Below are 24,513 nucleotides of genomic sequence, written 5' to 3' on the forward strand. Positions count from 1 at the left end.
GAGTTGTAAATAGTATCGTGCCTTACTCGCCTTTGTGGCCAAGGCTCATCAAATAGAGCGCGGCCGCGAGCGCCAACACTGAAATGGCTAAATAGATCGCCTCCAGCGGTGTCGCAAAGCGAATATCCACCACCGCGCGGAAGAACTCAATAATCACCGCCAAAATCACTACTCGGGCGATTTTGTCTTTTAGCTGGTCAAGCGAAGCAACGTTAAAGGGGTGATGCGGGAAACGCGCTTCGGCTTGATCAATCCTCGACACAAACAGCCGGTAGATGCCAAGGCCGAAAATCAGCAGTACGATCGCAATTAGATAGATATCCACCGCAATAATAATGTCGGGCACTAAACTGTCGTGGATATTCGGGGTGTCTCCGATCAGGTAGTAACGCAACACGTCGGCTACGACGGTTAAAATATCCACGGTGCCAACAATAAACAGTATCAATGAACCCAGCAGGCTTGGCACCACCGCAAGCATGACCAAAAAACGCGAGTTCCACAGCGCTGTTTCAATATGCCGTTCCCAAGCCCCCTGCTGCTGCGGCGATTTAGGTGGCGTGGGCGGTGAGGCATCTGGCATAGCAAGGTTCCTTTTCAGATCAGGTTCATCACGATTAAAACGCACGTGGCGGCAAACAGCGCAAAGCCTAGCAGCAGCGCGATCCCATCTCGAGCTACTAAGCCTAGGCCTAATAGGGCAAGCGCTAGGCCTGCGCCGTTGGCCGAAAAGGGAATAAACTCCATCGGTGGCATGGCGAGGGCGATTAACAGGCAAACAACCGCAGTGACACGAATACCGATATAGCCGGTTAGCCACGGTAAGCGTACCTGCAGCAAACCATCTATCCAGCGGGCGGGCTTTTTCATCCACTTGATGCCCTTGTCGAATTTCTGCCGGGAAAGAGAGCGCTTGAGTAACCATCCAGGCAACCAGAACGACTCACGTCCCGTCAGTAACTGTACTGAAACAAGCAGCACCAGCACGGCCATCAGCGTCGGCATGCCAGGTATATCGCCGATGATCGGTGCCAGCGTAATTAACCCAGCGACCAGTAGCAGTGGCCCAAACGAGCGTCGCCCCACAGCCTGCACAACATTATCAACGCTAACCCGTGAAGCGTCCTGCTTCATGTGCTCTATCGAGCTAATTAAATCCGTTAAATTCGCGTCTTCGTTGTGGTTATACATCGTGGTTATTACGCTCCTCTACTTGCAGCTTGGTGCGGATAAAATCGCTATGGCTTACATATAGCAAGTCTGCCAGGCGGCGAATACGATGCTCCTCTAGGGGGTCGACATTGCCGTCGACCCAGGCCAACTGCCACATCTGCACGACCAGCTCACAGCGCTGGTCGTAATCATAGTGCTCTTTAATCAGGCTTACGAACTGGTAGTGGTCGACCGCCTCGTCCACCTCCGCTTGGGCCAGTGTCATCAACTCTTCCACATCGCTTGCACTTAGCCGGTAGCGCTCGGTGAGCATAATACGCAGGGCGGCAAGCTCTTCGTCGCTGGTGTCGTAGTCGGCGCGAACGATTTCACACAGCAACGCCGCGGTGGCCAGCTCCAGGGTCAACGTTTGATTTTCACGCTGCTCGGGTTGCGCCAGCGCGCGCTGAAAAAAATCACTAATGGCGTTCAGCATAGAATTCTCCTGGCTAGAGAGAGCCTTGTCGTAAACTCAATCCTTCTTTGTGAGCTGCTCTCTTAACTGCTTGGGTACCTGCTTGATAATCAGACGATCCTGGGCGGCATCGTACTCGATGCTGGAGCCCAGCAGGTGGGAGTCAAAACTGATGGAAACGCCACCGGCGCGCCCGGTAAAACGGCGGAACTGGCTTAAGGTGCGTTTATCCGGAGGAATCTCCGGCGAGAGCCCGTAATCGGCGTTGCGTATATGCTCGTAAAAGGCTTTCGGCTGCTGCTCATCTACCAACCCGGATAGCTCTTCCAGGGTCATGGGCTCGCCACGTCGCAGCTGTTCGTTAGCGTAATCCACAAGGGTGTCGGTTTTTTCACGACTCACCTCGTCGTCATAATCCTCTTTTTCGACGTAGTCGCTAAATGCCTTGAGCAGCGTGCGGGTTTCCGCCGGAGCGTCAACGCCCTCCTCCATTCCCAACAGCGCCACCAAGCCCTCGGCGAGTTTTTTACCGCCGCGATCTTTTAGAAACGAGACATATTGTGCATTCGGCGCATCGCTCTGCCACTGGGTGAGGTTGATACGCGCCGCCAGCGTAAGCTGGCTGGTATTAAGTTGGGCAGCGGGCACGGCGTGGTGCTCATCGTTAATACCGATCCCTTCACGCTGGTGCACCAATGCCATCAACAGCGTTTCGGTATCGCCCTGGCGCTGGTGGCTGATCACTAAGTAACCGCTCACTGACAGCTGCTCTTGAAGCTGTTTGGCGAGCCGTTCGGCCAGCGCAACCGAAAGCTCAGCAAAGCTCTGCTCACCGGCAAGATAGTCACGTAGCCATACAGCCAACGGCCCGGCCTGCTCGCCCTCTTCAGCGAAACGTCCCCAGCCTTTGGGCTTGGTATTGTAGGTGTCGTTTAGCGCACCCACCAAGCTCGCCATTACCGAGTCGTCGCTGGCATTAGCCTGTTCTGACTGGGGGGCGGCGGTTAGGGTTAAGCGCTCACCGTCAAGCGTCGGGTCTAGGCGGTGCACAATACTTTGCAGTAGCGGCATAAGGGTTTACTAGCGTCCAGTGGTGAATGGTGAATAGCGAGTTATGTGGCGGTCATGGCTTGAGGCGATAGCCGGTGCGGAAAATCCAGCCAATAGTACCCAGGCAAGCAACGAGAAATAGTGCAATCATGCCCACGCTAGCAGCAAGGCTAACATCGCTGATGCCGTAAAAGCTCCAGCGAAAGCCGCTGACCAAGTACACCACCGGGTTTGCCAGAGTGATGGTTTGCCAAAACGGCGGCAGCATATCAATAGAGTAGAAGCTGCCACCCAAAAAGGTCAGCGGGGTAATCACTAACAGCGGCACCAGCTGTAGGCGGTCAAAGCCATCGGCCCAAATGCCGATAATAAAGCCGAGTAGGCTAAAGGTAACGGCCGTTAGCACCAGAAAGAACAACATCCAAAACGGGTGGGCGATTTCCAGCGGAACAAACAAGCCCGAGGTCGCCAAAATAATCAGCCCCAGCAGGATCGATTTCGAGGCCGCTGCGCCTACATAGCCAATGACAATCTCTAAATGCGAGATGGGCGCCGAAAGCAGCTCGTAAATACTGCCGGAGAACTTGGGAAAAAAGATGCCGAAGGAAGCGTTCGAGACGCTTTGGGTCAACAGCATCAACATAATTAGCCCAGGCACGATAAAGGCACCGTAGCTGACCCCGTTGACCTCACTAATGCGTGAGCCGATCGCGGCACCAAACACCACAAAGTAGAGCGATGTGGAGATCACCGGCGAGACTATGCTTTGCAGCAACGTGCGGCGCGTGCGGGCCATTTCCGCCATGTAGATAGCGCGAACAGGGTGAAGGTTCATGCACGCTCCTTTGGGTTAACCAGGTCGACAAAAATATCTTCAAGCGAACTCTGCCGGGTATTCAGGTCTTTAAAGGTGATGTCTTCTCGCTCTAGGGCGGTTAACAGTTCTGAAATCGCGTGGCCGTCTTCCTCCTGGCTGCCGTCGTAGGTATAAATCAATTCATACCCCTCAGCCGCAAGACTAAGCTCAAAGCGCTGCAGTGTGGCGGGCATCTCGGTTAACGGGCTGTGCAGATTAAGCGTCAGCTGTTTACTGCCCAGCTTGCTCATTAAGGCGGCTTTCTCTTCCACCAGCACCAGCTCACCACCATTGATCACGCCGATACGGTCAGCCATCTCCTCGGCTTCTTCGATGTAGTGGGTGGTCAAGATAATGGTGACGCCGTTATCGCGCAGTTGACGCACTACCTCCCACATCTCGCGGCGCAGTTCTACATCAACCCCAGCGGTGGGCTCATCAAGAAACAGAATGCGCGGTTCGTGGGAGAGCGCTTTGGCGATTAGCACGCGACGCTTCATGCCGCCAGAGAGCGTCATCAAGCGGTTGTTGCGCTTATCCCAAAGCGTCAGCGACTTGAGCACTTTTTCGATATGCGCTGGGTTAGGGGCTTTGCCAAACAGGCCACGGCTGAAACTAACGGTGTTCCAGACGGTTTCAAACGCTTCGTTGGTGAGTTCTTGGGGGACTAACCCAATAAGCTCCCGGGCCTGACGGTAGTGGGTAATATTGTCGAAACCATCTACCAGCACATGACCAGCGGTGGGATTGACCAAACCGCACACCACACTAATGAGCGTGGTTTTGCCCGCCCCGTTGGGGCCAAGCAGAGCAAATATCTCGCCGCGCTGAATCGTTAAATCAACGTGGGTTAACGCCTGAAAGCCACCTTCGTAGGTTTTATTCAGGCCGTTAATGGTAATAATCGGGTCGTTCAAGGCGTACTCCTCACGCCGCGACGGGATAGTTTCAATACTATTGTCGCAATACTATTGACAGTACTATGGTCGCGGCGCTTGACGGCCTTTTAGGCAGCATTAAGAGCGGTTGGTTAGAACACGGTTGGTGGAAAAGTTAAGAGCGTTCGGTAACTTCTAGCAGGTGGTAACCAAACTGGGTTTTTACCGGGCCGTGGACTTGGCCTACTTCGTCATTGAAGACGACTTTGTCGAACTCGGGCACCATTTGACCGGGGCCAAAGCTACCCAGGTCGCCGCCTTGGCGGCTGGAGGGGCAGCTGGAGTGCTCTTTGGCAACTTCCGCAAAATCGCGGCCGTTTTGGATCTCTTCTTTCAGTGCTAGGCACTGCTCTTCACTGCTGACCAAAATGTGGCGGGCGCTGGCGCGTGTCATAGGTTGCTCCTAATTAATGAAGTTCTGAGAGGTCATTCGGGGCGGTAGTTTACCACGGCTTACCTAGTGCTCCGCTATAACGCAAGGCTTCGCCCACGCTGGTCAAGGCTCGTTCGTGGGCGCTTACCGCCACAGGCCCGCGAGTGCAGGTAACAATCACCCACGGCCCTGCTGTTACAGTATCAGCGCTGGTGCGCTCGGCAATGCCTGCATCGCAACTACGCCGCTGCTGAGTGCCGGTTTTATGGGCGAAACTTATTCCCTCGCCCATGCCCGCCTTAAGACGCTGTTTGCCGGAACGGGTTCGCCGCATTACGTCCAGCAACATTTGCCGCTGCTCGGCATTTACATCATCCATACCGGGTCGTTGTTGAACAGTATGCAAGCTAGCCAATAGGTCGCCAAAAGCGCTTAAGGTGCCAACGTTCTCACCAGTGGCTTGGTAAGCATCAAAAGCGTGGTCGTAATCCGGCTGAGTGAAAGACGCCGTGCTGACACCCAGCACCCGGGCTAACGCCTGTCCGCGCTGACTCACCGAGTGCTGTCGCAGGGCGATAAAATCCATTCCGCCAAGCGCGCGTGCATCAGGGTGGAGTTCGCCGTAAACCCCTTGGCGTACACCGACCAGCTTTGAGATGGGGCCGATCTCATCGGGGTTGCCGCCGCTTGTGGCGATCATCGTACGGGCACGTTGATTAACCGCTTCAAGCCCCACGCGGTCAATCAGCATATCGGTGGCGGTGTTATCGCTGACGGTAAGCATCTGCTCCATTAAATAGCGAATAGAGATAGGCGTGCCGGGGTCGTGCCAGTTGGTAGGCCCTGCACCATCGACAAAGTCACTCCGCGCAAGCGTTAACCGCTCATCCAGAGAGAGCGTGCCTGCCTGACGCTCGGCGAGCACCTGGGCCGCCACCGGTATTTTGATTAGCGAGGCTAAGTACCAAGGATCGTCGGCACGCCAGGAGTAGGCTTCGCCACTGGCGAGGTTTTGCACATAAACCCCCAGCCGACCCGCAAACACCTCTTCGATGGCCTGTAAGCGAGCGGTTAAATCGCCCTGCCAAGCGCTCTGTTTATCTACCTCATAGTACCAATTGGTTTCGTACTCATCTGCATGTGCGGGTAGCGCCATGAGAAGTGCTACGGCTACCAGTCCGTAATGTATCCAGTGTCGCAAATCGTAAACTCCCTAAATGATGGATCGTGTTTAACGGTGCTGGGCTATCCAACGTGTTAACCAAATCCACGCCGCGGCACCCAGTATCAACAGCCCGCCCACGCCAAGTGCCTGTGGATAGGTGTACATTCCCTCGCCTTCCCATAGAAAGCGCAGCACTAAGAAGATCATCACAATATGGAAAATAAATGCCATGAGGGCGTTAGAGCCAACCATCGTCAGCGGCATTAACGCCTTTGAGGCTTTGGCGCCACCAGCAAGCGCGGCGGCCAATAGCACCAGCGCACCGCCCAGGCTAAACAGCATAAATTCTAGCCCTGGCGGGTGTTTGCCAACATTTTTCGCCACCGCCAGCATCGCCGCATGCACATCACCACTGGCAAACGCTAAGCCATAAAATCCGGCGACCATAAGTGCACCCAGCCCTAGTAGGGTCAACACTAAACGCCGCCGCATGGCGGTATCAAAGTAGCAACGCAGCAAGGCTTCGCCGATCAAAAGGCCCACTAGAATCATGGGTGCGCGGCTTATCTGCCCCCAGGTGTAGTGGTCTTCGTGATCCACCAGTAGCGCCTTCAGGATATCGTTGCCGCCGAAGGTGAGGCTCTGCAGCCAGACGGTCAGCGCGATTAACACGCCAATCGTGGTTAGCCGACTCCATAGCGGTGCCCGCGCCCACAGCGGCAAAATCAGCGGCACCCATAGCAGCGCGATGGCGTAGAAGCCTAAGATTTCTACCCAAATTGCGAAACGGCCATAGAGCAGCGCATCGACGATTTCGTTGGGCGGATAGAACGGCAGCATTTCAACAATGAGCAGCGCTTTGTACCAGAACCACACTTCTAAGGCGCGCAGCCAGAGCTTTAAACGGCGTTTCGGCCAGTCATCGCTTTGGGTATGGGAAAGAAACGCCACCGCTAGCGCAATGCCAAACACCATAATAAACAGCGACGAGGAGAATTTGGTCAAAAAATGGATCGGCACCATGCCCCAATCAGGCACATTGCGAATACCCACTAACCCACTGACCGCATGGCTTATGATCATCAAGCCAATGGCTAGGCCACGAGCTAAGTCAATCGCCTCTATGCGGCCTTCGGCCTTGGGCAGTTGGGGCTTTTCTGTCCATTTTAAGGGCATCCATTTTAGGGGCATCAAGACATCCTTGTGGGCACCGTAGTCAATGGTTAAGCGTAAGGTGCTTAACACTTTAGCGTGAAATTATATCGTCCGCTTGGGTTGACAGTGTTAACGGCCACACACAAAGATGCCCCGCAGTGGGCGGGGCATCCTGTGGCTCATCCTTGAGCCCAAGAAAAGTCATTCCTTAAAGGTTGCAATTACCACCCTGAGTCATCCTCCTCTTCATCAGTGGCGGGGACTTCTTGCTCCTCTTCCTCTTCTTCGTAAGTGAATTCTTGCTCTTCCTCTTCATACTCAGTACCTACATCCGAACCTTTATCTTGCTCAGTGTCGTAGCTGTTGTAGGTGCCTTGTTCATCCTGCGTCGTTTCTTCTTGCGGAGTCGGTTCGTACTCGTCGGTGCTATCCACTTGAGCAAAAGCAAGTGGGCTGGCCATCAGACCAAATGATACGCCTAGGATGCCAAGCTTCTTGAGATAATCCATCTTCATCATGATACTGCTCCTGTATGGCTTTACTGCTTAAATTAAACGTCGGTGCGAACATTGCACGTCGGTTTAAAGGGTAAGAACGCCAGGTCGTCCTACCTGTTACGCTCTTAACCTATCCATTGCAGCCTCCATGCCACCTTGTGCCAGAAGCAAATAAAAACCATTATTAAACAACTTCTTATATACCTGAGGATGAAAACAACCTTTTGATTTTATTAATAAAAAATAGGATCATCCTGTTTAAAATAGGCACATGATCCCCGATTGATCAGACAATCGGGGCAATCTAGAAGGATTACTCGTAGGTCATCTCTTCCAGCTCTTTACCGCGTGTCTCTTTGACGAAGTAAATAACGAAGAAGACCGAGGCAACGGCACTGATCGCATAGAAGCCGTAGGCACCGAACAGCCCGATAGAGCCCAGCATGATAGGAAACGTCATGGTAATACCGAAGTTGGCCAGCCATTGGAAAAGCCCTGCTATCGCCAGCCCCGAACCGCGCATCTGATTGGGGAACATCTCGCCCAGCATGACCCACATCACCGGCCCCCAGGAGGCGTTGAAGAACAGCACATAGAGATTGGCGCACAGCAGCGCAAATACGCCCATGTCACTGGATAGCTGTAGGCTGCCATTCACCATCGAGGCCGTAGAGAACGCATAGGAGAGACACGCCAGGGTCGCTGCCATGCCCACAGAACCACCCCAAAGCAGCGGTTTGCGGCCAATTTTGTCGATCAGCGCAATGGCCAGCAGGCAGGCGCCGATACTCACGGCGCCAGAGATCACATTGATCAACAGCGCATCGCCTTCGGAGAAACCTACCGACTGCCATAGCACCGCGCCGTAGTAGAAAACGACGTTAATACCCACCAACTGCTGGAAAACCGCCAAACCAATCCCCACCCAGACGATAGCGTGCATCTTGCCGGTGGTGCGGTTCATCACATCGCTCAACCGTGGCTTGTGATCTTGATCCAGAGTGCTATTAATTTCATCAATTTTAGTGCTGACATCCCGTTCAGGCATCACTAACCCCAGCACCCGGCGGGCTTCGCCCTGCTTACCGGTGCTGATCAGGTAACGCGGGCTTTCCGGAATAAACAGCAATGCCACCAGGAAAACGGCAGCCGGTATCAGCTCAATCCAGAACATCCAGCGCCAGGTTGCGAAACCAAACCATAGCTCGGTGGTTGCCGAACCCGCGACATACGCCAATACATAGTTGCTCAGAAAGGCAAAAAACAAACCCGAGATGATCGCTACCTGCTGGATAGTCGCCAAACGCCCACGATAGGCCGATGGCGCAACTTCACTGATATAAGCCGGGGTCATCACGCTGGCGGCGCCGACGGCAAGGCCACCGAGAATACGGTAGACCACAAACTCCATCGAACTACCGGCAACGCCTGACCCCCAGGCACTAATCAGAAAAAACACCGCGGCCACGATCAGCAGCGTGCGGCGGCCAAAGCGATCCGCCAAGCGACCAGCAAAGAAGGCCCCAATCGCGCAGCCCAGCAGCATGGAGGCGACATTGAACCCCGTGCCCGCGCTATCCGAGTTAAAAGTGGTCTGCAGGCCATCGACGGTACCATTGATCACGCCACTGTCGAAGCCGAACAGGAAACCGCCGATGGCGGCAATACAGCAGATCACCAGAATATACGATGAGCGGCTTAGCGTTCTTTGTTGTGTCATTGTCGAGCTCCTTGGATTTGTTATTGAGCGTTTTTGTGTCTATTAAGCGTTTTTGTATCTATTGAAGAGTGGGAAATTGACGATCATTAGTGGTGTAACGTGCTCTCGCGACGACTTGAAGCCTGGTGGACAGCGCCGTCAGGCAGCCGTTGCCCTTCGGCATCGAACGCGTGGAGCTGGGCCTGTTGCGGCGACATAAAAAGCGTGTCGCCATGACTCAATTCGACATCACCAGAGAGACGCACGGTGAGCGGGCCGGCCTGCTCGCTGTCCACATAGGCAAAGGCGTCAGCGCCGAGCTTCTCAATGAACCGCACACGTCCTTTCCACTCGCCCTGCTCGCGGCTTACCTCTAGATGCTCGGGCCGAATACCAAGAGTGGTGGCGCCATAGGCCGCTGCTAGCGGCCCTTCGATCAAGTTCATTTTCGGCGAGCCAATAAAGCCCGCGACAAACAGCGTTTCAGGGCGCTGGTAAAGCGCCATGGGCTTGCCCATCTGCTCTATCTGCCCGGCATTCATCACCACAATGCAGTCGGCCAGGGTCATCGCTTCAACCTGGTCGTGGGTGACATACACCATGGTGGTTTCGAGCCGTTGATGGAGTTCGGCCAGCTCGACCCGCATGCGGTTGCGTAACGAGGCATCCAGATTAGACAGCGGCTCGTCGAACAGAAATACGCCGGGGCTGCGCACAATCGCACGGCCGATGGCCACCCGCTGGCGCTGCCCGCCGGATAACTCTGCGGGCTTACGCTCCAACAGATCCTCTAAATTGAGCAGGCGTGCCGCCTCGGCGACTTTGGCCTCGCGCTCCTTGACGGGCACCTTTGCCAGGCGCATACCGAAGTCGATATTGCGGGCGACCGTCATGTGCGGATAGAGCGCGTAGGACTGAAAGACCATGGCAATATCCCGGTCGCTCGGCTCGGCGGTGGTGACATCCTCCCCGCCGATAGTAATGGTTCCCTGGGTCACGGTTTCAAGGCCCGCAATCATGCGCAGCAAAGTGGACTTGCCGCAGCCAGAAGGCCCGACCAGCACGGTAAAGGAGCCATCGTCGATATGCAGATTTAGATTAGGGATGACCGTTTCTTTGCCATGAAACGTCTTTTCGATGTCGCGTAGGGTTACTTCAGCCATGAGCTTATCTCGTCTCTGAAAGAGGGGCGCGGCGATAGCAAAACGCCTGGAAGTCGGCGGGAGTGCCGCGTCCGCTAATGTCGTGGGCGGCCATGCCCAGGAAAGTGCCGGTAAAGTAGCCGTGGGCGCGGCCACTGCCTTCGTCGGAGAGCAGGCCAGCGTCTAACGTGGGCCCAATCGACTGCCACTCCTCACCACCCTGGGCATAGCGAAAGCGCAGCTCCCGGGCGTGAATATCCAGCCCGAGCCGAATCGTGGCGCCAGGGACAAGGCGCACGCTCGCATCCGCGATGTCCAGATTCCCGTTAGGCCAATCATCCAGGCAACTGATAACGCTCAACACCTTGTCGCCGGTGTCATTCAGGGTCACCGCCAGGTAATGGAATTTGAAGCGGTTGTAGTAGGCAATCAGCCCGGCAAACTGCTGAATATCTTCAGGTTCAAATTCAAGCGTCGTTTCGGCGCTGCAGTAGATGCTGTCCTGGCGCCGGGCCACTAACGCCTGCTCAAACCAGGAACCGACCGACTCACGGCCAAACAGGCGCAGGAAGCCGGGCCGCTCGGTAAGCGAAAAAAGCCGTTCAGGATAGGGGGTACGCAGCCATTGAAACGCGGCGGGCAAGGTGTCTGTTTCGAATTCGTAGTGCTCCTCCTGCACCGGGGGCCTTTGCGTTACCCCGCTCACGGCGACCGTTAACGCCGGGGTATTACCTCCATCGGCGAGTCGTGGCCAGCCATCTGCGCCCCACTCCATCCGCTGAATAGCGGTCTCGCGCCCCAGCGGTGACAGCCGGGTTCCCGGTAAGGGGCGGCCACATAAATGCACCAGATAGCTATACCCTTCAGGGCTATCGACCAAATCCGCATGGCCCGCCCGCTGGAGTGGGTTATCGGGGTCATGGCTAGCCGTCAAAAGCGGGGTTTGAGGATGTAGCTGGTAAGGGCCTGACAGCGTTTTTGAACGCGCCATGGTCACCGCATGCTGGTAGCCCGTGCCGCCCTCGGCGACTATTAGGTAGTACCAGCCATCGCGACGATAGAGATGCGGCCCTTCCGTCAGCTTCAGTTCGGTACCCGTGAAGATAGTGGTAATAGCCCCCACTAAGCGGCGCTGCTCAGGATCATACTCTTGCAGCACAATGCCGCCGAAGCGATCCCGCCCTTCCCGCTGGCGATAATCCCACTGCAGGTTAATCAGCCACTTGCGGCCATCGCTGTCATGAAACAGCGAAGGGTCGAAGCCGCTCGAATTGAGATAGACCGGGTCGCTCCAGGGGCCCTCGATATGCGGGGCAGTGACCAGGTAGTTATGGCCATCCTTAAAGTTGCCCTCATAACGCTTCATATCGGTGTAGACCAGCCAAAACAGGCCGTCAGCGTAGCTTAAACAGGGCGCCCAGATGCCGCATGAGTCCGGGTTGCCGCGCATATCCAGCTGGCTGGCCCGGCTCAATGGCCGTGTCACCAGCTCCCAGTTAGCCAGGTCGCGGGAGTGGTGGATCTGAACGCCGGGGTACCACTCAAAGGTTGACGTCGCCAGGTAGTAGTCGTCGCCTATCCGGCAAATCGAGGGATCGGGGTTGAACCCGGCCAGAATCGGGTTGTGGATAACATCGTTCATTAGGGATCCTCCTTTATCCTTTAACAGAGCCACCGGTCAGGCCAGCCACAATGTATTTCTGGGCGGCGAGAAAGAAGATAACCGCCGGAATAATGGTCAAGGTCACGAAGGCCAGAATCATGTTCCATTGGGTTAGGTACTCGCCTTGGAACTGCATCATGCCCAGCGGCCAGGTGTAGATAGAGCGGTCGTTGAGCACCACCAGCGGCAGCAGAAAGTTATTCCAGCTCTGCACAAACACAAACACGCCCACGGTGGCCAGAATGGGGGTCGAGAGGGGCAGCGTGAACGACCAGAAGAAGCGCAGATAGCTGCACCCATCCACGTAGGCCGCTTCAAACAGCTCTTTGGGCAACTGGTCGAAGAAGGCCTTGAACAGCAGGATCGCCAGCGACAAACCAAACGCCGTCTGGGGCAGGATCACCGCCCAATAGGTATCCAGCAGGCCCAAATCGCGCACCTTGATAAACAGCGGCAGAATGGCCGCCGCGAAGGGAAACATCAGCCCTAGCAGTAGGTAGGAGAGGATCATCTTGGCGCCGAAAAAACGTATCTGCGAAAACACGTAAGCCGCAGCGGCCCCCACCACCAGGGTTAAGAACACCGTCATTAGCGAGATGAAAAACGAGTTCCCCAAGTAGCGCCAGAAATTGCCATCCAGCAGGATACCGATGTAATTGTCGGCAGCCCAACTGTCGGGCAGCCACAGCGGATTGGTACGCAGCTCGGCATTGCCCTTAAAGCCACCGAAGAACGCCGCCAGTAGCGGGCCGATCACAATACTGGCCACCACAATCAGGACGATCACCCGCAGCGTGTTTCGGGTAGTGATACTTTTCATGCCTTACTCCCCTTGGACGTGGTGCGTTGGTAGAAGAAGGCGATCCCGATAGCGAGCACGAACAGCACCACCGCAGCGGCGCTACCGAAGCCAATATTGAGCCGTGAGAGGCCGAAGCTGTAGAGGTAGGTGACGATGGTATGGGTCGAGTTGGACGGGCCACCGTTGGTCATGGGGATAATAATGTCGAAGATCTGCAGCGAGCCGATAATGGCAAAGAAACCACTGACGACGAGGGCGTGCTTAATCAGTGGAATTTGCACAAAGAGAGCGACTTGCCTGGGTTTTGCCCCTTCCAGCTTGGCAGCCTCGACAAGATCCTTGGGCACGCCCTGCAGGGCGGCAATATAGATCATCATATGGAAGCCAAAGTACTTCCAAACGATCACCGTCATAATCGCGGGGAACGCCCACTGGTGATCGGCCAGCACATACACCGACTCCTGCCCCATGGCATGCAACAACGAGCTGGTAATGCCGTAGTCACCGTCAAAAACGAAGCTCCAGATAAGCCCTGCAGCCACTTCGGCCAGGATATAGGGCAGGAAAAATACCAGCCGAAACAGGGTATTGGTGGGCGTTTTACGGTACACCATTAGCGCCAGCCCCAACGCCAAGGGCATCTGAATCAGTAGCGACACCAGGATCAGTTTGGCGGTATTCCACAGCGCGGTATGAAATACCGAGTGATCCAGCAGGCGCTGATAATTTTGCGCGCCGACAAAGTCACTGGGCGCGCCATAGCCATTCCAGGAAAAGCCACTGTAATGAACAGCATCCGCGAGCGGCAGAATGACAAACAGCGAAAACAGAATTAACGCCGGCGGCAGCAGGATCAGCAGCGCGGTGAATTTTCCGCTCACCAAGCCTTTCTTCACCCGGTCGGCATTTCCTCTTCGCGGCACGGTCGTTCGGTCAAGCGTGGTCATAGCAAACTCCGAGGCAGAGCAGAAAGAGCACGAACGCCTCGTTCGTGCTCGCCTAAGTGCGGATCATCTAAATTGCCAGGCTTCTTCGACCCGCTCGGCGGCCTCTTCCGGGGTAATGACGCCTTGCGCCAAGTCACCGCTGATATCGTTAATCGTCGCGCCAACGGATGTGCCCAGCGCTTGATCCAGAAACACCTGATGGAACTCGGATTCATCAAGAATCTCGGCAACGCGGCGGGCATAGGGGGTTTCAAGCGCTTCAGCGGAGCCCTCGGCGACCGGCACAAAGATGCCAGTCGCCGCCGCCTTACGCTGATTCTCCGCATTGAGTAGAAAGCGCAGGAACTCTACCGCTTCATCGGGCGCGTCGCGGGTGACCGCAAAACCGTTCATGCCGCCAAAACTTTGCGCGTTGCCCTCACCACCCGCGACTTCGGGGAAAGGAATAAACCGCAAGTCGTCATCCGGAACACCATCACCGCTCACCGAGCGCTGCTTGGAAGGGAGGTAGTCCCAGTCACCCATCACGTGGAAGGCAGCTTCCCCATCGCCAAACATGCCGCTGGCGCGCTCGTAGGAAGTAGCCATAAAGCCTGGCTGGAAAGGGTCAAGCTCAACCAGCGACTGCAGCATCTCGCCAGCGCGTACAAAGGGCTCGCCGTTAAAGCCACCGTTGTCACCGCTTTTGGCCGCTTCGATGCCCTCACCACCGGCTAGGCGGGTGACTAAAGAGCCCCAATAGAAGTGCAGCGGCCAGCCATCCTGACCACCGACTACCAGTGGGGTTATGCCCTCTTCCTGCAGCGCCACCACGGCGCTTTCAAAATCCTCCCAGGTCTTGATCGCTTGCACATCGACCCCCGCCTGCTCCGTCAGCGCGGTGTTCGCCCAGATACCCACCACCGTGGCGTAGAGCGGCGCGCCATAGACCCGATCATCCAGGGTGAAGGCGCGCACCGCTGACGCGGGGTAGATATCCTGCCAGCCATCGCGCATCGGCTCGGTCAAGTCGCGGACAAACCCGGCATCCACCTGATCGCGCAGCCCTTCGCCACCCCAGGTGTAATAGATATCCGGGCGCTGGCTGGACTGCAGCATAGTGGGCAGGCGCGTTTTGTAAGCCTCGTTGGCAAGGTATTCAAACTCGACATTAATCTCGGGGTTTTGCGCCTCAAACTCGGCAACCACTTCGTTGTAGTAGTCCTTTTCAGCGCTGCTGCTCTCAATTCTTAACACAGTCACCGTGGTGTCAGCCGCCGCGGCGACTGAACCCAAGGCAGCAGCAACCGCAACGGCGAGTGCTAAATGACGTGGGCGTGAACAGGGCGCGTTGTAGTTGTTAGCTACCTGCATGATATTCTCCTAATATTATTTAAAAGTAAGCGGACTCACGCCCAGCCGGCGTCCACCGCCAACTCCTGGCCGGTGATGGCCTGGCTTTCGGCGCTGGCTAAAAACAGCACGGCGGGGGCAATATGCTGGGCTTCCAAGCGCATTTTTAGGCACTGGCGTTGTTGAATGGCGACTTCGTCCTCGGGACTAATCCATTTTTCGAGCTGGCGTTCGGTCATCACCGAACCAGGTACCAGAGTATTTACGCGGATGTTGTACTCACCCAGCTCCCGGGCCAGGCTGCGGGTCAGGCCGTGGGCCGCCGCTTTGGCGGTAACATAAGCGGGTAACCCACCCAGCGCCATCTGCACGCTGACCGAGCCAAAATTGATAATCGATCCCCCGCCTGCCTCGATCATCTGTTCAGCCGCCGCCTGGGCGGCAAAGAACATCGGCCGCAGATTGAGCGACATACGTTCGTCCCAATAGGCCACATCCACCTCCCGCCAGTCGTGTCGGTCGTCGCTGGCGGCGTTGTTGACCAGCGTATGAATAGGCCCGACGTTTTGGCCGGTCTCGGCGATAACCCGCTGCAGGCTGGCCACATCGCGAATATCGCAGTGGTGATACAGCGGCGCCTTGCCGGTCTCGCTGCTCAGTTCAGCGACCAGCGCCTCGCTGGCGGCGTCGTTGATATCGACAAACACCACCCGCGCGCCCTGATGATGAAAGGCACGGGTAAGCGCGGCGCCAATGCCGCTGCCACCGCCGGTAATAAAGACCACACGCTGCTCAAGGCTTACATAGCGCGCTGAATGCTGATTCATAAGGTTTCCCACCTCTCTCTTTTGCGTGTTTGAACGGTGTTCTAGGAGCCTGTCCGGCTTGGCCGATCGTCGCGAGAAGCACGGATTTTGAGCCAAATTTATCGATCGATTGAGGCGAATAGCGCGCTATTTAACGAAATCGATCGAATAAAGTTGGCCAAAATACCGGGTTTCGCAGTAGATCAGTGTTAAGTCGGACAGGCTCCTAGACATCCACCCACTGCCCGCCGGCAGCGGACGAAGCCAGCGCGCGGGTAATAAACCTCAGGCCATCAACGCCGTCGGCCACCCCCGGCGTTGGCACGGCGAGCGCATCAACGTTTCCAGCGTTTTGATGGGCGCGGATTTGCACTGCGAAATCGCGGTATAGCTGGGCAAAGGCTTCGAGATAGCCTTCTGGATGCCCCGCGGGAATGCGCGCTGTGGCCATCGCAGCTTCACCTAGACCCTGGCCATTACGGGTTAAAATCCGCGACGGCTCGCCCAGCGGTGAGTGCACCAATTGGTTGGGGGATTCCTGGCGCCAGGAAAGGCCACCTTTGCTGCCATATACGCGAAGCTGCAGGCCGTTTTCGTTACCCGGTGCAACTTGACTCGACCACAGCATGCCCCGTGCACCGCCTTTGAAGCGCAGCAGCATATGCACGTTGTCATCCAGCACACGGCCGTCCACAAAGGTGTGCATATCGGCGGCGAGTGATTCAAGCTCCAACCCGGTCACATAGCGCGCCAGGTGATAGGCGTGGGTGCCGATATCGCCTAAACAGCCGGCGGGGCCACTGCGTTTGGGGTCGGTGCGCCACTCGGCCTGCTTTACGCCGCTCTCTTCCAGGCGAGTGGAGAGCCAGTCCTGCGGGTACTCCACCTGCACCACGCGCAGTTCTCCAAGCTCGCCGTTGGCCACCATTTCTCGCGCCTGACGGATCAGCGAATAGCCGGAGTAGTTGTGGGTTAAGCCGAAGAACAGCCCGCTGCGTTCCACCAGTTCGGCAAGGGTTTGCGCCTCTTCCAGGGTGATCGTCATAGGCTTATCGCAGATCACGTGAAAGCCCGCTTCAAGAAAGGTGCGTGCCGCATCGAAATGCACATGATTGGGGGTCACAATAGCGGCCACATCGATGGCATCCGGCCGCTTGCGCTCCGCCTCAGCCATGGTTTGGTAGTCGGGGTAGGCGCGATCTTCGGCGACGTGTAGTTCCGCCGCGGCGGCCCGGCTGCGTTCGGGGTCAGAGGCAAAGGCCCCGGCGACCAGCTCGTAGTGGTCATCCAGCCGGGCGGCGATGCGGTGTACCCCACCGATAAAGGCCCCCTGGCCGCCGCCGACCATGCCCAGGCGGAGCCGACGCGGGGTGTCGTGTTGAGTGCTCATAGCGTATTGCCCTCCCCTTGCGTGAAATTAGTAGCGTCTTAAATCGTTAAAGACCCAGGATGCGTCGATTGGCTGCCTCGTCAGAGCCACCGTCGGCAAAGTCATCAAACGCCCGCTCGGTTACCTCAATAATGTGGTCGCGGATAAAGGACACCCCTTCGCGGGCGCCGACTTCCGGGTGCTTTAGGCAGCACTCCCACTCCAGCACCGCCCAGCCGTGGTAGTCGTTGGCCGCCATCCACGAGAAGATCGACTTGAAGTCGATCTGGCCATCGCCAAGCGAGCGGAAGCGTCCGGCGCGCTCCGTCCACGACTGATAGCCCGAGTAAACGCCCTGCTTGGGGCTGGGATTAAACTCGGCGTCTTTAACGTGGAACATCTGAATGTGGTCGCGATAGACGTCCAGAAAGCCGCGGTAGTCGAGCTGCTGCAGAATCAGATGGCTGGGGTCGTAGAGGATGTGGCAGCGGGGGTGGTGGCCAACCCGCTCAAGAAACATCTCGAAGGTGATGCCGTCGTGGAGGTCTTCGCCAGGATGAATCTCGTAGCAGAGATTTACCCCCGCTTCGTCAAAGGCATCCAGAATCGGCCGCCAGCGTTTGGCCAGTTCGTCAAACGCGGTGTCGATCAAGCCCGCCGGGCGCTGGGGCCAGGGGTAGATAAACGGCCACGCCAGCGACCCGGAAAAGGTGCCGTGGTCGGTAAGGCCCAGGTTTTGTGACGCCTTGGCCGCCAGTTTGAGCTGATCCACCGCCCACTCCTGGCGTGCCTTGGGGTTACCGCGTACCTCAGAAACCGCGAAGCCATCGAACATCTCGTCGTAAACCGGATGCACCGCGACTAACTGGCCCTGCAGGTGGGTGGAGAGTTCGGTAAGCGCCAAGCCGTGTTCGGCCAGGGTGCCCTTAATCTCATCGCAATACGTGGCGCTCTCGGCGGCACGTTTTAAATCGATCATGCGCGTATCCCAACTGGGGATCTGTACACCCTGATAGCCAAGCCCCGCTGCCCAGGCAGCAATGCTGTCGAGGCTATTAAAAGGGGCTTCGTCACCGGCGAATTGGGCGAGAAAGAGCGCTGGCCCTTTGATTGTGTTCATAGGACTCTCTCACTAAAGCATTGATTAATTGCGTAGATAGGCGCGGGTGGGAGGATTGCTTTTTACCCGCGTCTATTTATTAGTACTTGTTATCAGTACGCGATCAGACCGTGTTTAGAACGGCGAGTCGGGGAAGTAGTACTGCTCGGCGTTCTCTTGGGTGATCAGCGGCGAGCCCAGAATGTACTCGCCCAGCACCGGGCCATTGGAGACAAAGTGCTGCACGGTCAGATCCATGGCGGTGGCGATCATGGCGGGCGGATATAACACGTCTACCGGCACCAGCTCGTCGCCGTCCATTACTCGCTTGATGATGTCCTTCATGCCTGCGCCGCCGACGATAAACAGCTCATCTTCACGATCCGCCTGGCGCACCGCCTCGATGACACCGAGGGCGATGTCGTCATCCTGGGCCCATACGGCGTCGATCTTGTCGAAGCGCGATAGGTAGTCCTGCATCACTTCAAAGCCATCGTCGCGATTCCAGTTGGCGTGCTGCATATCGAGGATATTGACGTCGGAGCCTTCGATGGCTTCCTGGAAGCCTTGCACCCGCTCGTCGTCAATCACGGTGGGAATACCGCGCAGCACCACAATGTCGCCTTCACCCTCCAGGCGTTCACGAATGTACTCACCGGACACGCGGCCTAACTCATGGTTGTTGCCCGCCACGTAGAGATCCTGAATGCCCTCTTCTGTCAGACCACGATCCACCACGGTGACAAATACACCCGAGTCTTTCACACGGCGCACAGGATCCGTCAGTGGGCCGGATTCAAACGGCAACACCACCAGCGCATCGATATTGCGCAGCGATACCAGGTCTTCCAGATCATTGGCCTGCTCACCGGCTGTACCCGCGGTGGAGATGGTGATTTCGATATCGGGATAGAGCGCTTCAAGTCGTTTTTTGGCCTCTTCGGCGTGGTAGTTAACCCCGCCCGTCCAGCCATGGGTGGCGGCGGGGATCGAAACCCCAATAGTGAACTCCTGGGCAACAGCGGCGCTTGAAAACCCTACTGCTGTCGTGAGTGCTGCCGTGGCGGCAAAAGTCGCCACTGCTATTTTGATGGTTGGCATGTTAATGCTCCTTTCGTGTTTGTATTTGTTATGTTGCCGTCGCTTGTATGGGTTGATTACTGCACTGGCCTCCTTTGCCCCTATGGCGCTGTTTTCCTCCACGAGGCGCGCTGCAAGTAGACCGCCACAATGATGATGATCCCCTGCACCGTTCCGTTGAGATAATTAGAAATGGCATCGGTCAAATTGAGAATATTGCCGATCATGGTGAGCATGATGGCGCCCACCACCGTGCCCCAGATGCGCCCATGGCCGCCCTTGAGCATGGTGCCGCCGATGATCACCGCGGCAATCGCCTCCAACTCCCAGAGCACCCCGGTAGCCCCTGATGCAGAGCCCAGCCGGGGCACATAGATTATCGTCGCCAGGGCCACGCATACGCCTTGCAGCATGTAGGTCATGGTCTTGATACGATCCACGTGAATGGCGCTGTATTCGGCGACTTTTTCATTGGAGCCGATGGCAAAGCAGTAGCGTCCGAAGCGGGTGTAGTTAAGCAGGATGTAGCCAATAACGGCGACCGCCAGAAACACCCAGACCGGAATGGTGATGCCCAGAAAGCTGCCGTAATAGACCGGGCGATAGATATCGCGCACCGCCCAATCCAGGGTCAAGGTGCCGCCATCGGCCAGATAAGTGACCAGAGAGCGGTAAATCCCCATGGTGCCCAGGGTGACAATAAAGGCTTCGATTTTGCCTTTGGTGGTGACCATGCCGTTGATAAAGCCAGCGCACAGCCCGAGCAGCAGTGAGGCGCCCACGCCGAACAGCACGGTGGTCAGCCCCGCGCCAAACTGCTCGACAAGACTGTTCATCAGAATAATCATCACCCCAGCAATAAAGGCCGCCATTGCCCCTACCGAAAGATCCAACCCACCGGCGGTAATCACAAAGGTAGCGCCGATGGCGATAATGCCGATGAAGGCACTGCGGGTGAGCATATTCGAGAGGTTATCCAGCCCCAAAAAGGCCGGGTTGATTAGCACCCCCAGTAGCGCCAGAACCAGCAATGCGATGAAAGGCCCCCAGGTTTTGAGGTCTATGGTGAAGCCCTTTTGCCGGGTGGTTGTGTTAGCTGCTTTGTTAGTCGTTTTGTTATTAGCCATAACGCTGCTCATCGACCCCTACTCCCTTAATGCCGGATGCGTACTGCATAATTTCGTGCTCATTAATCTGCTCGCCTTCAAGCATCCCAGTGAGTACCCCCGCGCACATCACCGCTACCCGGTGGGAAAGCCCAATCAGCTCGCCCATCTCTGAAGAGATCAAGATGACCGAGCAGCCCGTTTCGGTTAATTCATGAATAAAGTGATATATCTGGTGCTTGGTTCCCACATCGATGCCCCGGGTCGGTTCGTTGATAATCACGACTTCAGGGTCGATGGACATCACCTTAGCGAGCAGCAGCTTCTGCTGGTTGCCGCCGGAGAGCTCGGCGGCAGTGCGCACCGCCGTACGCAGGCGGATATCAAAACGCTGAATGGCCTGCTGGTAGGCTTGCTCTTCGCGGCGGCGGTCGATCAGCGGGTGACAGTGAGCGCGTAAATTGAGCAGGGTAACGTTGGAGCGCAGATCCATATTGAGCACCAGACCTTTGCCTTTACGGTCTTCCGTTAAGTAGGCAATCCGCTGGTGCACCGCATCGCGCAAATTTTTCAACACCACCGGCTGGCCGTTGCGTAGCACTTGACCTGCACTTTTACCCCGGAGACCCAGCACTGCTTCGATCAGCGCAGTGCGACCGGCGCCCACGATGCCGCCAAACCCCAATACTTCGCCCCGGCGCAGGGTAAAGCTGGCCTGCTTGACCGCGCCAGGCACCACCATGTCCCGCGCTTCCAGCACCACCGGCGCATTGGCCGCCAAATGCGTACGCGGCGGGTACATCTCGTGAATTTCCCGGCCCACCATCAGCCGTGCCAGCTCCTCTTTGCTACGCCCGGCCATTGGGCCGCTGTCTACCAAGTGGCCGTCGCGCAGTACCGTCACGCGGTCGGCGATCTGCTCAATTTCGCGCAGCTTGTGGGAGATATACAGAATCGCCACGCCCCGCTGACGCAGGCGGGCAATCAGCTCGAACAGTACCTTTACTTCGTTTTCGGTCAGGGTGGCGGTGGGCTCATCCATGATCAGCACGCGCACATCGCGGGTAATCGCCTTGGCAATTTCCACCATCTGCTGATCAGAGGTGCTTAAGTCCTTCACTCTTGCGCGTGGGTCAACGTGGGTTTCAAGCTCCTCCAGCGCCGCCCGGCTTTGTTCCCGCATGGCGCGTCGATCCAAAAACGGCCCACGGCGCAGTTCGCGGCCCAAGAAGATGTTCTCTTCCGCACTCAGTTGTTCTGCCAACGCCAGTTCCTGGTGAATCATGACCACACCGTCGGCCTCTGCCTCGCCGCTGGAGCGGTAGCGCTGTTGCTTACCGTCGAGTAACACCTCGCCAGAGGTAGGACGAAGATAACCAGCAAGGATTTTAACCAGGGTCGATTTACCGGCGCCGTTCTCACCCAGCAGAGCGTGTACTTCCCCCGCCTGCAGGTCGAGATCAACGTCGAATAGCACTTGGTTTTCGCCAAACGAGCGGCACAGCTTGCGCGCTGATAACAGCATGGGGCCACCTGATAATGTCTGTTGTTATTGTGTTGGGGGCTTATCAGCATCGATTGCGTTAGCATGATGCTTGATTTACTTTAGGCGCTAAAATAAATACTTGCATATGCAACTTAGGTCGTATTTTGACAATCTCGCTAACGCCCCACGATGAGGGCGCTAGCGAGATAGTTTGAATCACTGCAATTTTCTCCACCAACCTTAACGGCGACCCTATGGCCCTTCCGTCGACTGATACCAGCCGCCTCGACAATACCTTGGCGGTGATCCGCACCCTGCGTGACCAAGGGCCGGTTGCTCGCATCGATTTAGGCACACTCAACGGCATTAGCTCTGCCACCGTCACCTCGATCAGCGCCGAGCTACTCCAGCAGGGGTTAATCAGTGAACGACCACCCGAAGCGCCCCGCCCTACCGGACGTGGTCGACCAAAAACCTTGATCGAACTCGACCCCAACGCCGCCTGTGTGGTGTGCATCAAGCTGTCGATCAATGAGATCCAGCTGGTGGTGGGCGATTTTTCGGGGCAGGTACGCCACAGCGAGCACCATACGGTGCCCACCTTGGCGTTGAGTGCCAACGACCTGGAAATACTGCTGGAAGAGAAGATCAGCGCTATTTGCACTCAACAGTTGACGGGGTTTCAACGCCTGGCGGGGATCTGTTTGGCGGTGCAGGGGGTGGTGTCGTCGCAAAGCGGTACGATTATCTGGTCTCCCGCGTTGAGCTTTCGTAACGCACCGATATCGGCGCGATTAGCGGAACGATTTCACTGCAGCGTGCTGCTCGAGAACGATGCCAACTGTATTGCCAGCGTACTCGCAGCACAGCCCGCCTACGCTGACTGCCCCAATCTGGTGGTCATTATGTTGGGCTACGGCATCGGCATGTCGGTGTTGATTAACGGCGTGCCTTATCTCGGCGCCAATGGCTCCGCGGCCGAGTTTGGGCATAGCAAATATCAGCCCGATGGCGCCCTTTGCGCCTGCGGGCGGCGGGGTTGTATCGAAGCCTACGCCAGCGACTACGCACTCTATCGCGCCGCCGCCAACCATCTAGAGCTCCCCTCCGGCGACAGCGCACACCCCTCCGAGCAGCAGATGCAAGCGCTAACCCAGCTGGCGTTACAAGGCGACCCGGTAGCTCAGGGAATCTACGCCGAGGCGGGTCGCGCCTTGGGCGTCGGTATCGCCAATGTGCTGGCGTTGTTCAACCCCGACCTGGTGCTGATTACCGGCTCCGGCGTGCGCGGCTTTGACGCCATACGGGGTGCCATGTACAGCACCCTTGATGAAGCTTTGGTGGCTGAACTGAAGGGCACCACCCGCATCGAAAGCTGTGCCTGGGATCGCGACATGACCTGCATGGGCGGTATCGCCATGGCGCTGAATGCTACCGATGGCGAGACACTGTTAAATAGCCAAACCGTCCAAGAAGCCTAGGCCAGCCGATTAATAGCAGCGGAGGCCTGGCAGGGTGTTCAAGCAGTTAAGCATCGCATCGTCAATCGTGATAAACCACGCTGCGCCCCCCATCAATCGTTATGCAGCTGGCGTTGATAAAGGGCGCCTCATCTGAAGCAAGAAAGACGGCGGTCATGGCCACTTCCTCGGGTTTGCCTAACCGACCAGGCGGCAGCAGTGCTTCGATGCGGGCCTTTGCCGCTGTGGGGTCATCGAAGGTCTGCCAATGCGCCTCTACCGCCGGGGTGGAAATATAGCCTGGCGCGATGGCATTAACCCGCACGCCGCGAGAGGCATATTCGATACCGAGTGCCCGGGTCAAACCGATCAAGCCGTGCTTAGCGACCGGGTAGGGAAAACAGCCGGGAATAATTGAGAAGCTGTGGGTGGAGGCAATATTAACAATGGCACCACCGCCCTGCTCCAGCAAATCAGGCATTACCGCCCGGCTGCAGTACCAGGCGCCTTCCAAATCCACAGATAGGCAACGCTGCCAAGCCTCATCCGGCATGGCAAGTGGCTCATAGAAAACATTCATCCCGGCGTTATTGATCAGGGTAGTTAAGGGCCCGGAGAGCTTACGAGCCCTTGCTACGGCGGCTTCCACCGCATATCGGTCAGCAATGTCAGCCACTACCGCTTGCGCCTGATGACCCTCTCCACGTAGCTGTGCCGCCAGCTGTTCAACGCTATCGCCTTCTCTATCCAGCAAGGCAACCTTGGCACCCTCACGAACGCAGGCTTCGGCAATGGCACGGCCAATACCGGTGGCGGCGCCGGTCACCAGGATATGCTTGTCAGCCAGTCTGGCGGTCATCG

24 protein-coding genes are annotated in these 24,513 nt (G+C 56.8%); 1 reads left to right on the forward strand and 23 read right to left on the reverse strand.

What is annotated here, in order from left to right; translation table 11 throughout:
• Nucleotides 1–22: 22 nt before the first annotated feature.
• The 22 genes from J7J49_RS18870 to J7J49_RS18975 form a co-directional block, all read right to left on the reverse strand.
• Complete coding sequence (locus J7J49_RS18870) at nt 23–583, reverse strand: YqhA family protein (RefSeq protein ID WP_215094849.1); 561 nt, start codon at nt 581–583, stop codon at nt 23–25.
• A gap of 14 nt (nt 584–597) precedes the next feature.
• Nucleotides 598–1,191: an exopolysaccharide biosynthesis protein gene (locus J7J49_RS18875; RefSeq protein WP_215094851.1), complete on the reverse strand. Its 594-nt coding sequence runs from the start codon at nt 1,189–1,191 to the stop codon at nt 598–600.
• Nucleotides 1,184–1,648 carry a tellurite resistance TerB family protein gene (locus tag J7J49_RS18880; protein WP_215094853.1) on the reverse strand — a complete coding sequence of 155 codons (465 nt, stop codon included), beginning with the start codon at nt 1,646–1,648 and terminating at the stop codon, nt 1,184–1,186. The genes J7J49_RS18875 and J7J49_RS18880 overlap by 8 nt, the downstream gene beginning before the upstream one ends.
• A 36-nt stretch (nt 1,649–1,684) precedes the next feature.
• Nucleotides 1,685–2,698: a nucleoid-associated protein gene (locus J7J49_RS18885; RefSeq protein WP_215094855.1), complete on the reverse strand. Its 1,014-nt coding sequence runs from the start codon at nt 2,696–2,698 to the stop codon at nt 1,685–1,687.
• A gap of 52 nt (nt 2,699–2,750) precedes the next feature.
• Nucleotides 2,751–3,512 carry an ABC transporter permease gene (locus tag J7J49_RS18890; protein ID WP_215094857.1) on the reverse strand — a complete coding sequence of 254 codons (762 nt, stop codon included), beginning with the start codon at nt 3,510–3,512 and terminating at the stop codon, nt 2,751–2,753.
• Complete coding sequence (locus J7J49_RS18895; RefSeq protein WP_215094859.1) at nt 3,509–4,450, reverse strand: ABC transporter ATP-binding protein; 942 nt, start codon at nt 4,448–4,450, stop codon at nt 3,509–3,511. The genes J7J49_RS18890 and J7J49_RS18895 overlap by 4 nt, the downstream gene beginning before the upstream one ends.
• A gap of 136 nt (nt 4,451–4,586) precedes the next feature.
• Nucleotides 4,587–4,865, reverse strand: coding sequence for a peptidylprolyl isomerase (locus tag J7J49_RS18900; protein ID WP_027956943.1), 279 nt, complete (start codon nt 4,863–4,865; stop codon nt 4,587–4,589).
• A 49-nt stretch (nt 4,866–4,914) separates the two neighbouring features.
• Nucleotides 4,915–6,000 (reverse strand): serine hydrolase, encoded by a 1,086-nt coding sequence (locus J7J49_RS18905; RefSeq protein WP_215094948.1) that lies wholly within the window; start codon nt 5,998–6,000, stop codon nt 4,915–4,917.
• A 75-nt stretch (nt 6,001–6,075) separates the two neighbouring features.
• Entirely contained in the window at nt 6,076–7,200 is a 1,125-nt protein-coding gene (locus J7J49_RS18910; RefSeq protein WP_215094861.1) for an acyltransferase family protein, read from the reverse strand.
• 185 nt (nt 7,201–7,385) lie between these two features.
• Nucleotides 7,386–7,682: a hypothetical protein gene (locus tag J7J49_RS18915; RefSeq protein ID WP_502793522.1), complete on the reverse strand. Its 297-nt coding sequence runs from the start codon at nt 7,680–7,682 to the stop codon at nt 7,386–7,388.
• A 292-nt stretch (nt 7,683–7,974) separates the two neighbouring features.
• Nucleotides 7,975–9,381 (reverse strand): sugar porter family MFS transporter, encoded by a 1,407-nt coding sequence (locus tag J7J49_RS18920; RefSeq protein ID WP_215094863.1) that lies wholly within the window; start codon nt 9,379–9,381, stop codon nt 7,975–7,977.
• An 86-nt stretch (nt 9,382–9,467) separates the two neighbouring features.
• Entirely contained in the window at nt 9,468–10,523 is a 1,056-nt protein-coding gene (locus J7J49_RS18925) for an ABC transporter ATP-binding protein (RefSeq protein ID WP_215094865.1), read from the reverse strand.
• Between the two features lie 4 nt (nt 10,524–10,527).
• The gene (locus J7J49_RS18930) at nt 10,528–12,144 is read right to left on the reverse strand and encodes a glycoside hydrolase family 43 protein (protein WP_215094867.1); all 1,617 of its coding nucleotides are present in this window, start codon (nt 12,142–12,144) and stop codon (nt 10,528–10,530) included.
• A gap of 13 nt (nt 12,145–12,157) precedes the next feature.
• A complete protein-coding gene (locus tag J7J49_RS18935; protein WP_064235193.1) occupies nt 12,158–12,985 on the reverse strand; it encodes a carbohydrate ABC transporter permease in 828 nt (275 codons plus the stop codon).
• Nucleotides 12,982–13,914, reverse strand: coding sequence for a carbohydrate ABC transporter permease (locus J7J49_RS18940; protein WP_064235194.1), 933 nt, complete (start codon nt 13,912–13,914; stop codon nt 12,982–12,984). Before J7J49_RS18940 ends, J7J49_RS18935 begins: the two co-directional genes overlap by 4 nt.
• Nucleotides 13,915–13,977: 63 nt before the next feature.
• Nucleotides 13,978–15,267 (reverse strand): ABC transporter substrate-binding protein, encoded by a 1,290-nt coding sequence (locus tag J7J49_RS18945; RefSeq protein ID WP_215094869.1) that lies wholly within the window; start codon nt 15,265–15,267, stop codon nt 13,978–13,980.
• Between the two features lie 35 nt (nt 15,268–15,302).
• On the reverse strand, nt 15,303–16,073 hold the full coding sequence (locus J7J49_RS18950; RefSeq protein WP_215094871.1) for an SDR family NAD(P)-dependent oxidoreductase: 771 nt from the start codon (nt 16,071–16,073) through the stop codon (nt 15,303–15,305).
• A 205-nt stretch (nt 16,074–16,278) separates the two neighbouring features.
• Nucleotides 16,279–17,442: a Gfo/Idh/MocA family protein gene (locus J7J49_RS18955; protein ID WP_215094873.1), complete on the reverse strand. Its 1,164-nt coding sequence runs from the start codon at nt 17,440–17,442 to the stop codon at nt 16,279–16,281.
• Nucleotides 17,443–17,488: 46 nt separating this feature from the next.
• On the reverse strand, nt 17,489–18,541 hold the full coding sequence (locus J7J49_RS18960) for a sugar phosphate isomerase/epimerase family protein (protein ID WP_215094875.1): 1,053 nt from the start codon (nt 18,539–18,541) through the stop codon (nt 17,489–17,491).
• A gap of 114 nt (nt 18,542–18,655) precedes the next feature.
• Complete coding sequence (locus tag J7J49_RS18965; RefSeq protein ID WP_215094877.1) at nt 18,656–19,621, reverse strand: ABC transporter substrate-binding protein; 966 nt, start codon at nt 19,619–19,621, stop codon at nt 18,656–18,658.
• A gap of 80 nt (nt 19,622–19,701) precedes the next feature.
• On the reverse strand, nt 19,702–20,727 hold the full coding sequence (locus J7J49_RS18970; RefSeq protein WP_251048403.1) for an ABC transporter permease: 1,026 nt from the start codon (nt 20,725–20,727) through the stop codon (nt 19,702–19,704).
• Entirely contained in the window at nt 20,720–22,231 is a 1,512-nt protein-coding gene (locus J7J49_RS18975; protein WP_215094881.1) for a sugar ABC transporter ATP-binding protein, read from the reverse strand. The genes J7J49_RS18970 and J7J49_RS18975 overlap by 8 nt, the downstream gene beginning before the upstream one ends.
• A gap of 215 nt (nt 22,232–22,446) precedes the next feature.
• Between J7J49_RS18975 and J7J49_RS18980 the strand changes: the two genes are divergently transcribed.
• Nucleotides 22,447–23,673, forward strand: a complete 1,227-nt coding sequence (locus J7J49_RS18980) for an ROK family transcriptional regulator (protein WP_215094883.1) — start codon at nt 22,447–22,449, stop codon at nt 23,671–23,673.
• 61 nt (nt 23,674–23,734) lie between these two features.
• On the opposite strand, the gene J7J49_RS18985 is transcribed toward J7J49_RS18980, so the two are convergent.
• Nucleotides 23,735–24,511 (reverse strand): SDR family oxidoreductase, encoded by a 777-nt coding sequence (locus J7J49_RS18985; protein ID WP_064235202.1) that lies wholly within the window; start codon nt 24,509–24,511, stop codon nt 23,735–23,737.
• Nucleotides 24,512–24,513 lie beyond the last annotated feature (2 nt).

Origin of the sequence: Halomonas sp. ISL-56, from assembly GCF_018612805.1 — a bacterium.
Taxonomy (GTDB): Bacteria; Pseudomonadota; Gammaproteobacteria; order Pseudomonadales; family Halomonadaceae; genus Vreelandella.

What these genes read in the sequence shown, in the direction of transcription:
- J7J49_RS18875 (WP_215094851.1), bottom strand. Translation starts at nt 1,191, where the DNA reads ATGTATAACCACAACGAAGACGCGAATTTAACGGATTTAATTAGCTCG.
- J7J49_RS18885 (WP_215094855.1), bottom strand. Translation starts at nt 2,698, where the DNA reads ATGCCGCTACTGCAAAGTATTGTGCACCGCCTAGACCCGACGCTTGAC.
- J7J49_RS18910 (WP_215094861.1), bottom strand. Translation starts at nt 7,200, where the DNA reads ATGCCCCTAAAATGGATGCCCTTAAAATGGACAGAAAAGCCCCAACTG.
- J7J49_RS18935 (WP_064235193.1), bottom strand. Translation starts at nt 12,985, where the DNA reads ATGAAAAGTATCACTACCCGAAACACGCTGCGGGTGATCGTCCTGATT.
- J7J49_RS18980 (WP_215094883.1), top strand. Translation starts at nt 22,447, where the DNA reads ATGGCCCTTCCGTCGACTGATACCAGCCGCCTCGACAATACCTTGGCG.
- J7J49_RS18945 (WP_215094869.1), bottom strand. Translation starts at nt 15,267, where the DNA reads ATGCAGGTAGCTAACAACTACAACGCGCCCTGTTCACGCCCACGTCAT.
- J7J49_RS18890 (WP_215094857.1), bottom strand. Translation starts at nt 3,512, where the DNA reads ATGAACCTTCACCCTGTTCGCGCTATCTACATGGCGGAAATGGCCCGC.
- J7J49_RS18985 (WP_064235202.1), bottom strand. Translation starts at nt 24,511, where the DNA reads ATGACCGCCAGACTGGCTGACAAGCATATCCTGGTGACCGGCGCCGCC.
- J7J49_RS18920 (WP_215094863.1), bottom strand. Translation starts at nt 9,381, where the DNA reads ATGACACAACAAAGAACGCTAAGCCGCTCATCGTATATTCTGGTGATC.
- J7J49_RS18915 (WP_502793522.1), bottom strand. Translation starts at nt 7,682, where the DNA reads ATGATGAAGATGGATTATCTCAAGAAGCTTGGCATCCTAGGCGTATCA.
- J7J49_RS18970 (WP_251048403.1), bottom strand. Translation starts at nt 20,727, where the DNA reads ATGGCTAATAACAAAACGACTAACAAAGCAGCTAACACAACCACCCGG.
- J7J49_RS18870 (WP_215094849.1), bottom strand. Translation starts at nt 583, where the DNA reads ATGCCAGATGCCTCACCGCCCACGCCACCTAAATCGCCGCAGCAGCAG.
- J7J49_RS18975 (WP_215094881.1), bottom strand. Translation starts at nt 22,231, where the DNA reads ATGCTGTTATCAGCGCGCAAGCTGTGCCGCTCGTTTGGCGAAAACCAA.
- J7J49_RS18960 (WP_215094875.1), bottom strand. Translation starts at nt 18,541, where the DNA reads ATGAACACAATCAAAGGGCCAGCGCTCTTTCTCGCCCAATTCGCCGGT.
- J7J49_RS18965 (WP_215094877.1), bottom strand. Translation starts at nt 19,621, where the DNA reads ATGCCAACCATCAAAATAGCAGTGGCGACTTTTGCCGCCACGGCAGCA.
- J7J49_RS18940 (WP_064235194.1), bottom strand. Translation starts at nt 13,914, where the DNA reads ATGACCACGCTTGACCGAACGACCGTGCCGCGAAGAGGAAATGCCGAC.
- J7J49_RS18905 (WP_215094948.1), bottom strand. Translation starts at nt 6,000, where the DNA reads ATGGCGCTACCCGCACATGCAGATGAGTACGAAACCAATTGGTACTAT.
- J7J49_RS18955 (WP_215094873.1), bottom strand. Translation starts at nt 17,442, where the DNA reads ATGAGCACTCAACACGACACCCCGCGTCGGCTCCGCCTGGGCATGGTC.
- J7J49_RS18880 (WP_215094853.1), bottom strand. Translation starts at nt 1,648, where the DNA reads ATGCTGAACGCCATTAGTGATTTTTTTCAGCGCGCGCTGGCGCAACCC.
- J7J49_RS18925 (WP_215094865.1), bottom strand. Translation starts at nt 10,523, where the DNA reads ATGGCTGAAGTAACCCTACGCGACATCGAAAAGACGTTTCATGGCAAA.
- J7J49_RS18900 (WP_027956943.1), bottom strand. Translation starts at nt 4,865, where the DNA reads ATGACACGCGCCAGCGCCCGCCACATTTTGGTCAGCAGTGAAGAGCAG.
- J7J49_RS18930 (WP_215094867.1), bottom strand. Translation starts at nt 12,144, where the DNA reads ATGAACGATGTTATCCACAACCCGATTCTGGCCGGGTTCAACCCCGAT.
- J7J49_RS18950 (WP_215094871.1), bottom strand. Translation starts at nt 16,073, where the DNA reads ATGAATCAGCATTCAGCGCGCTATGTAAGCCTTGAGCAGCGTGTGGTC.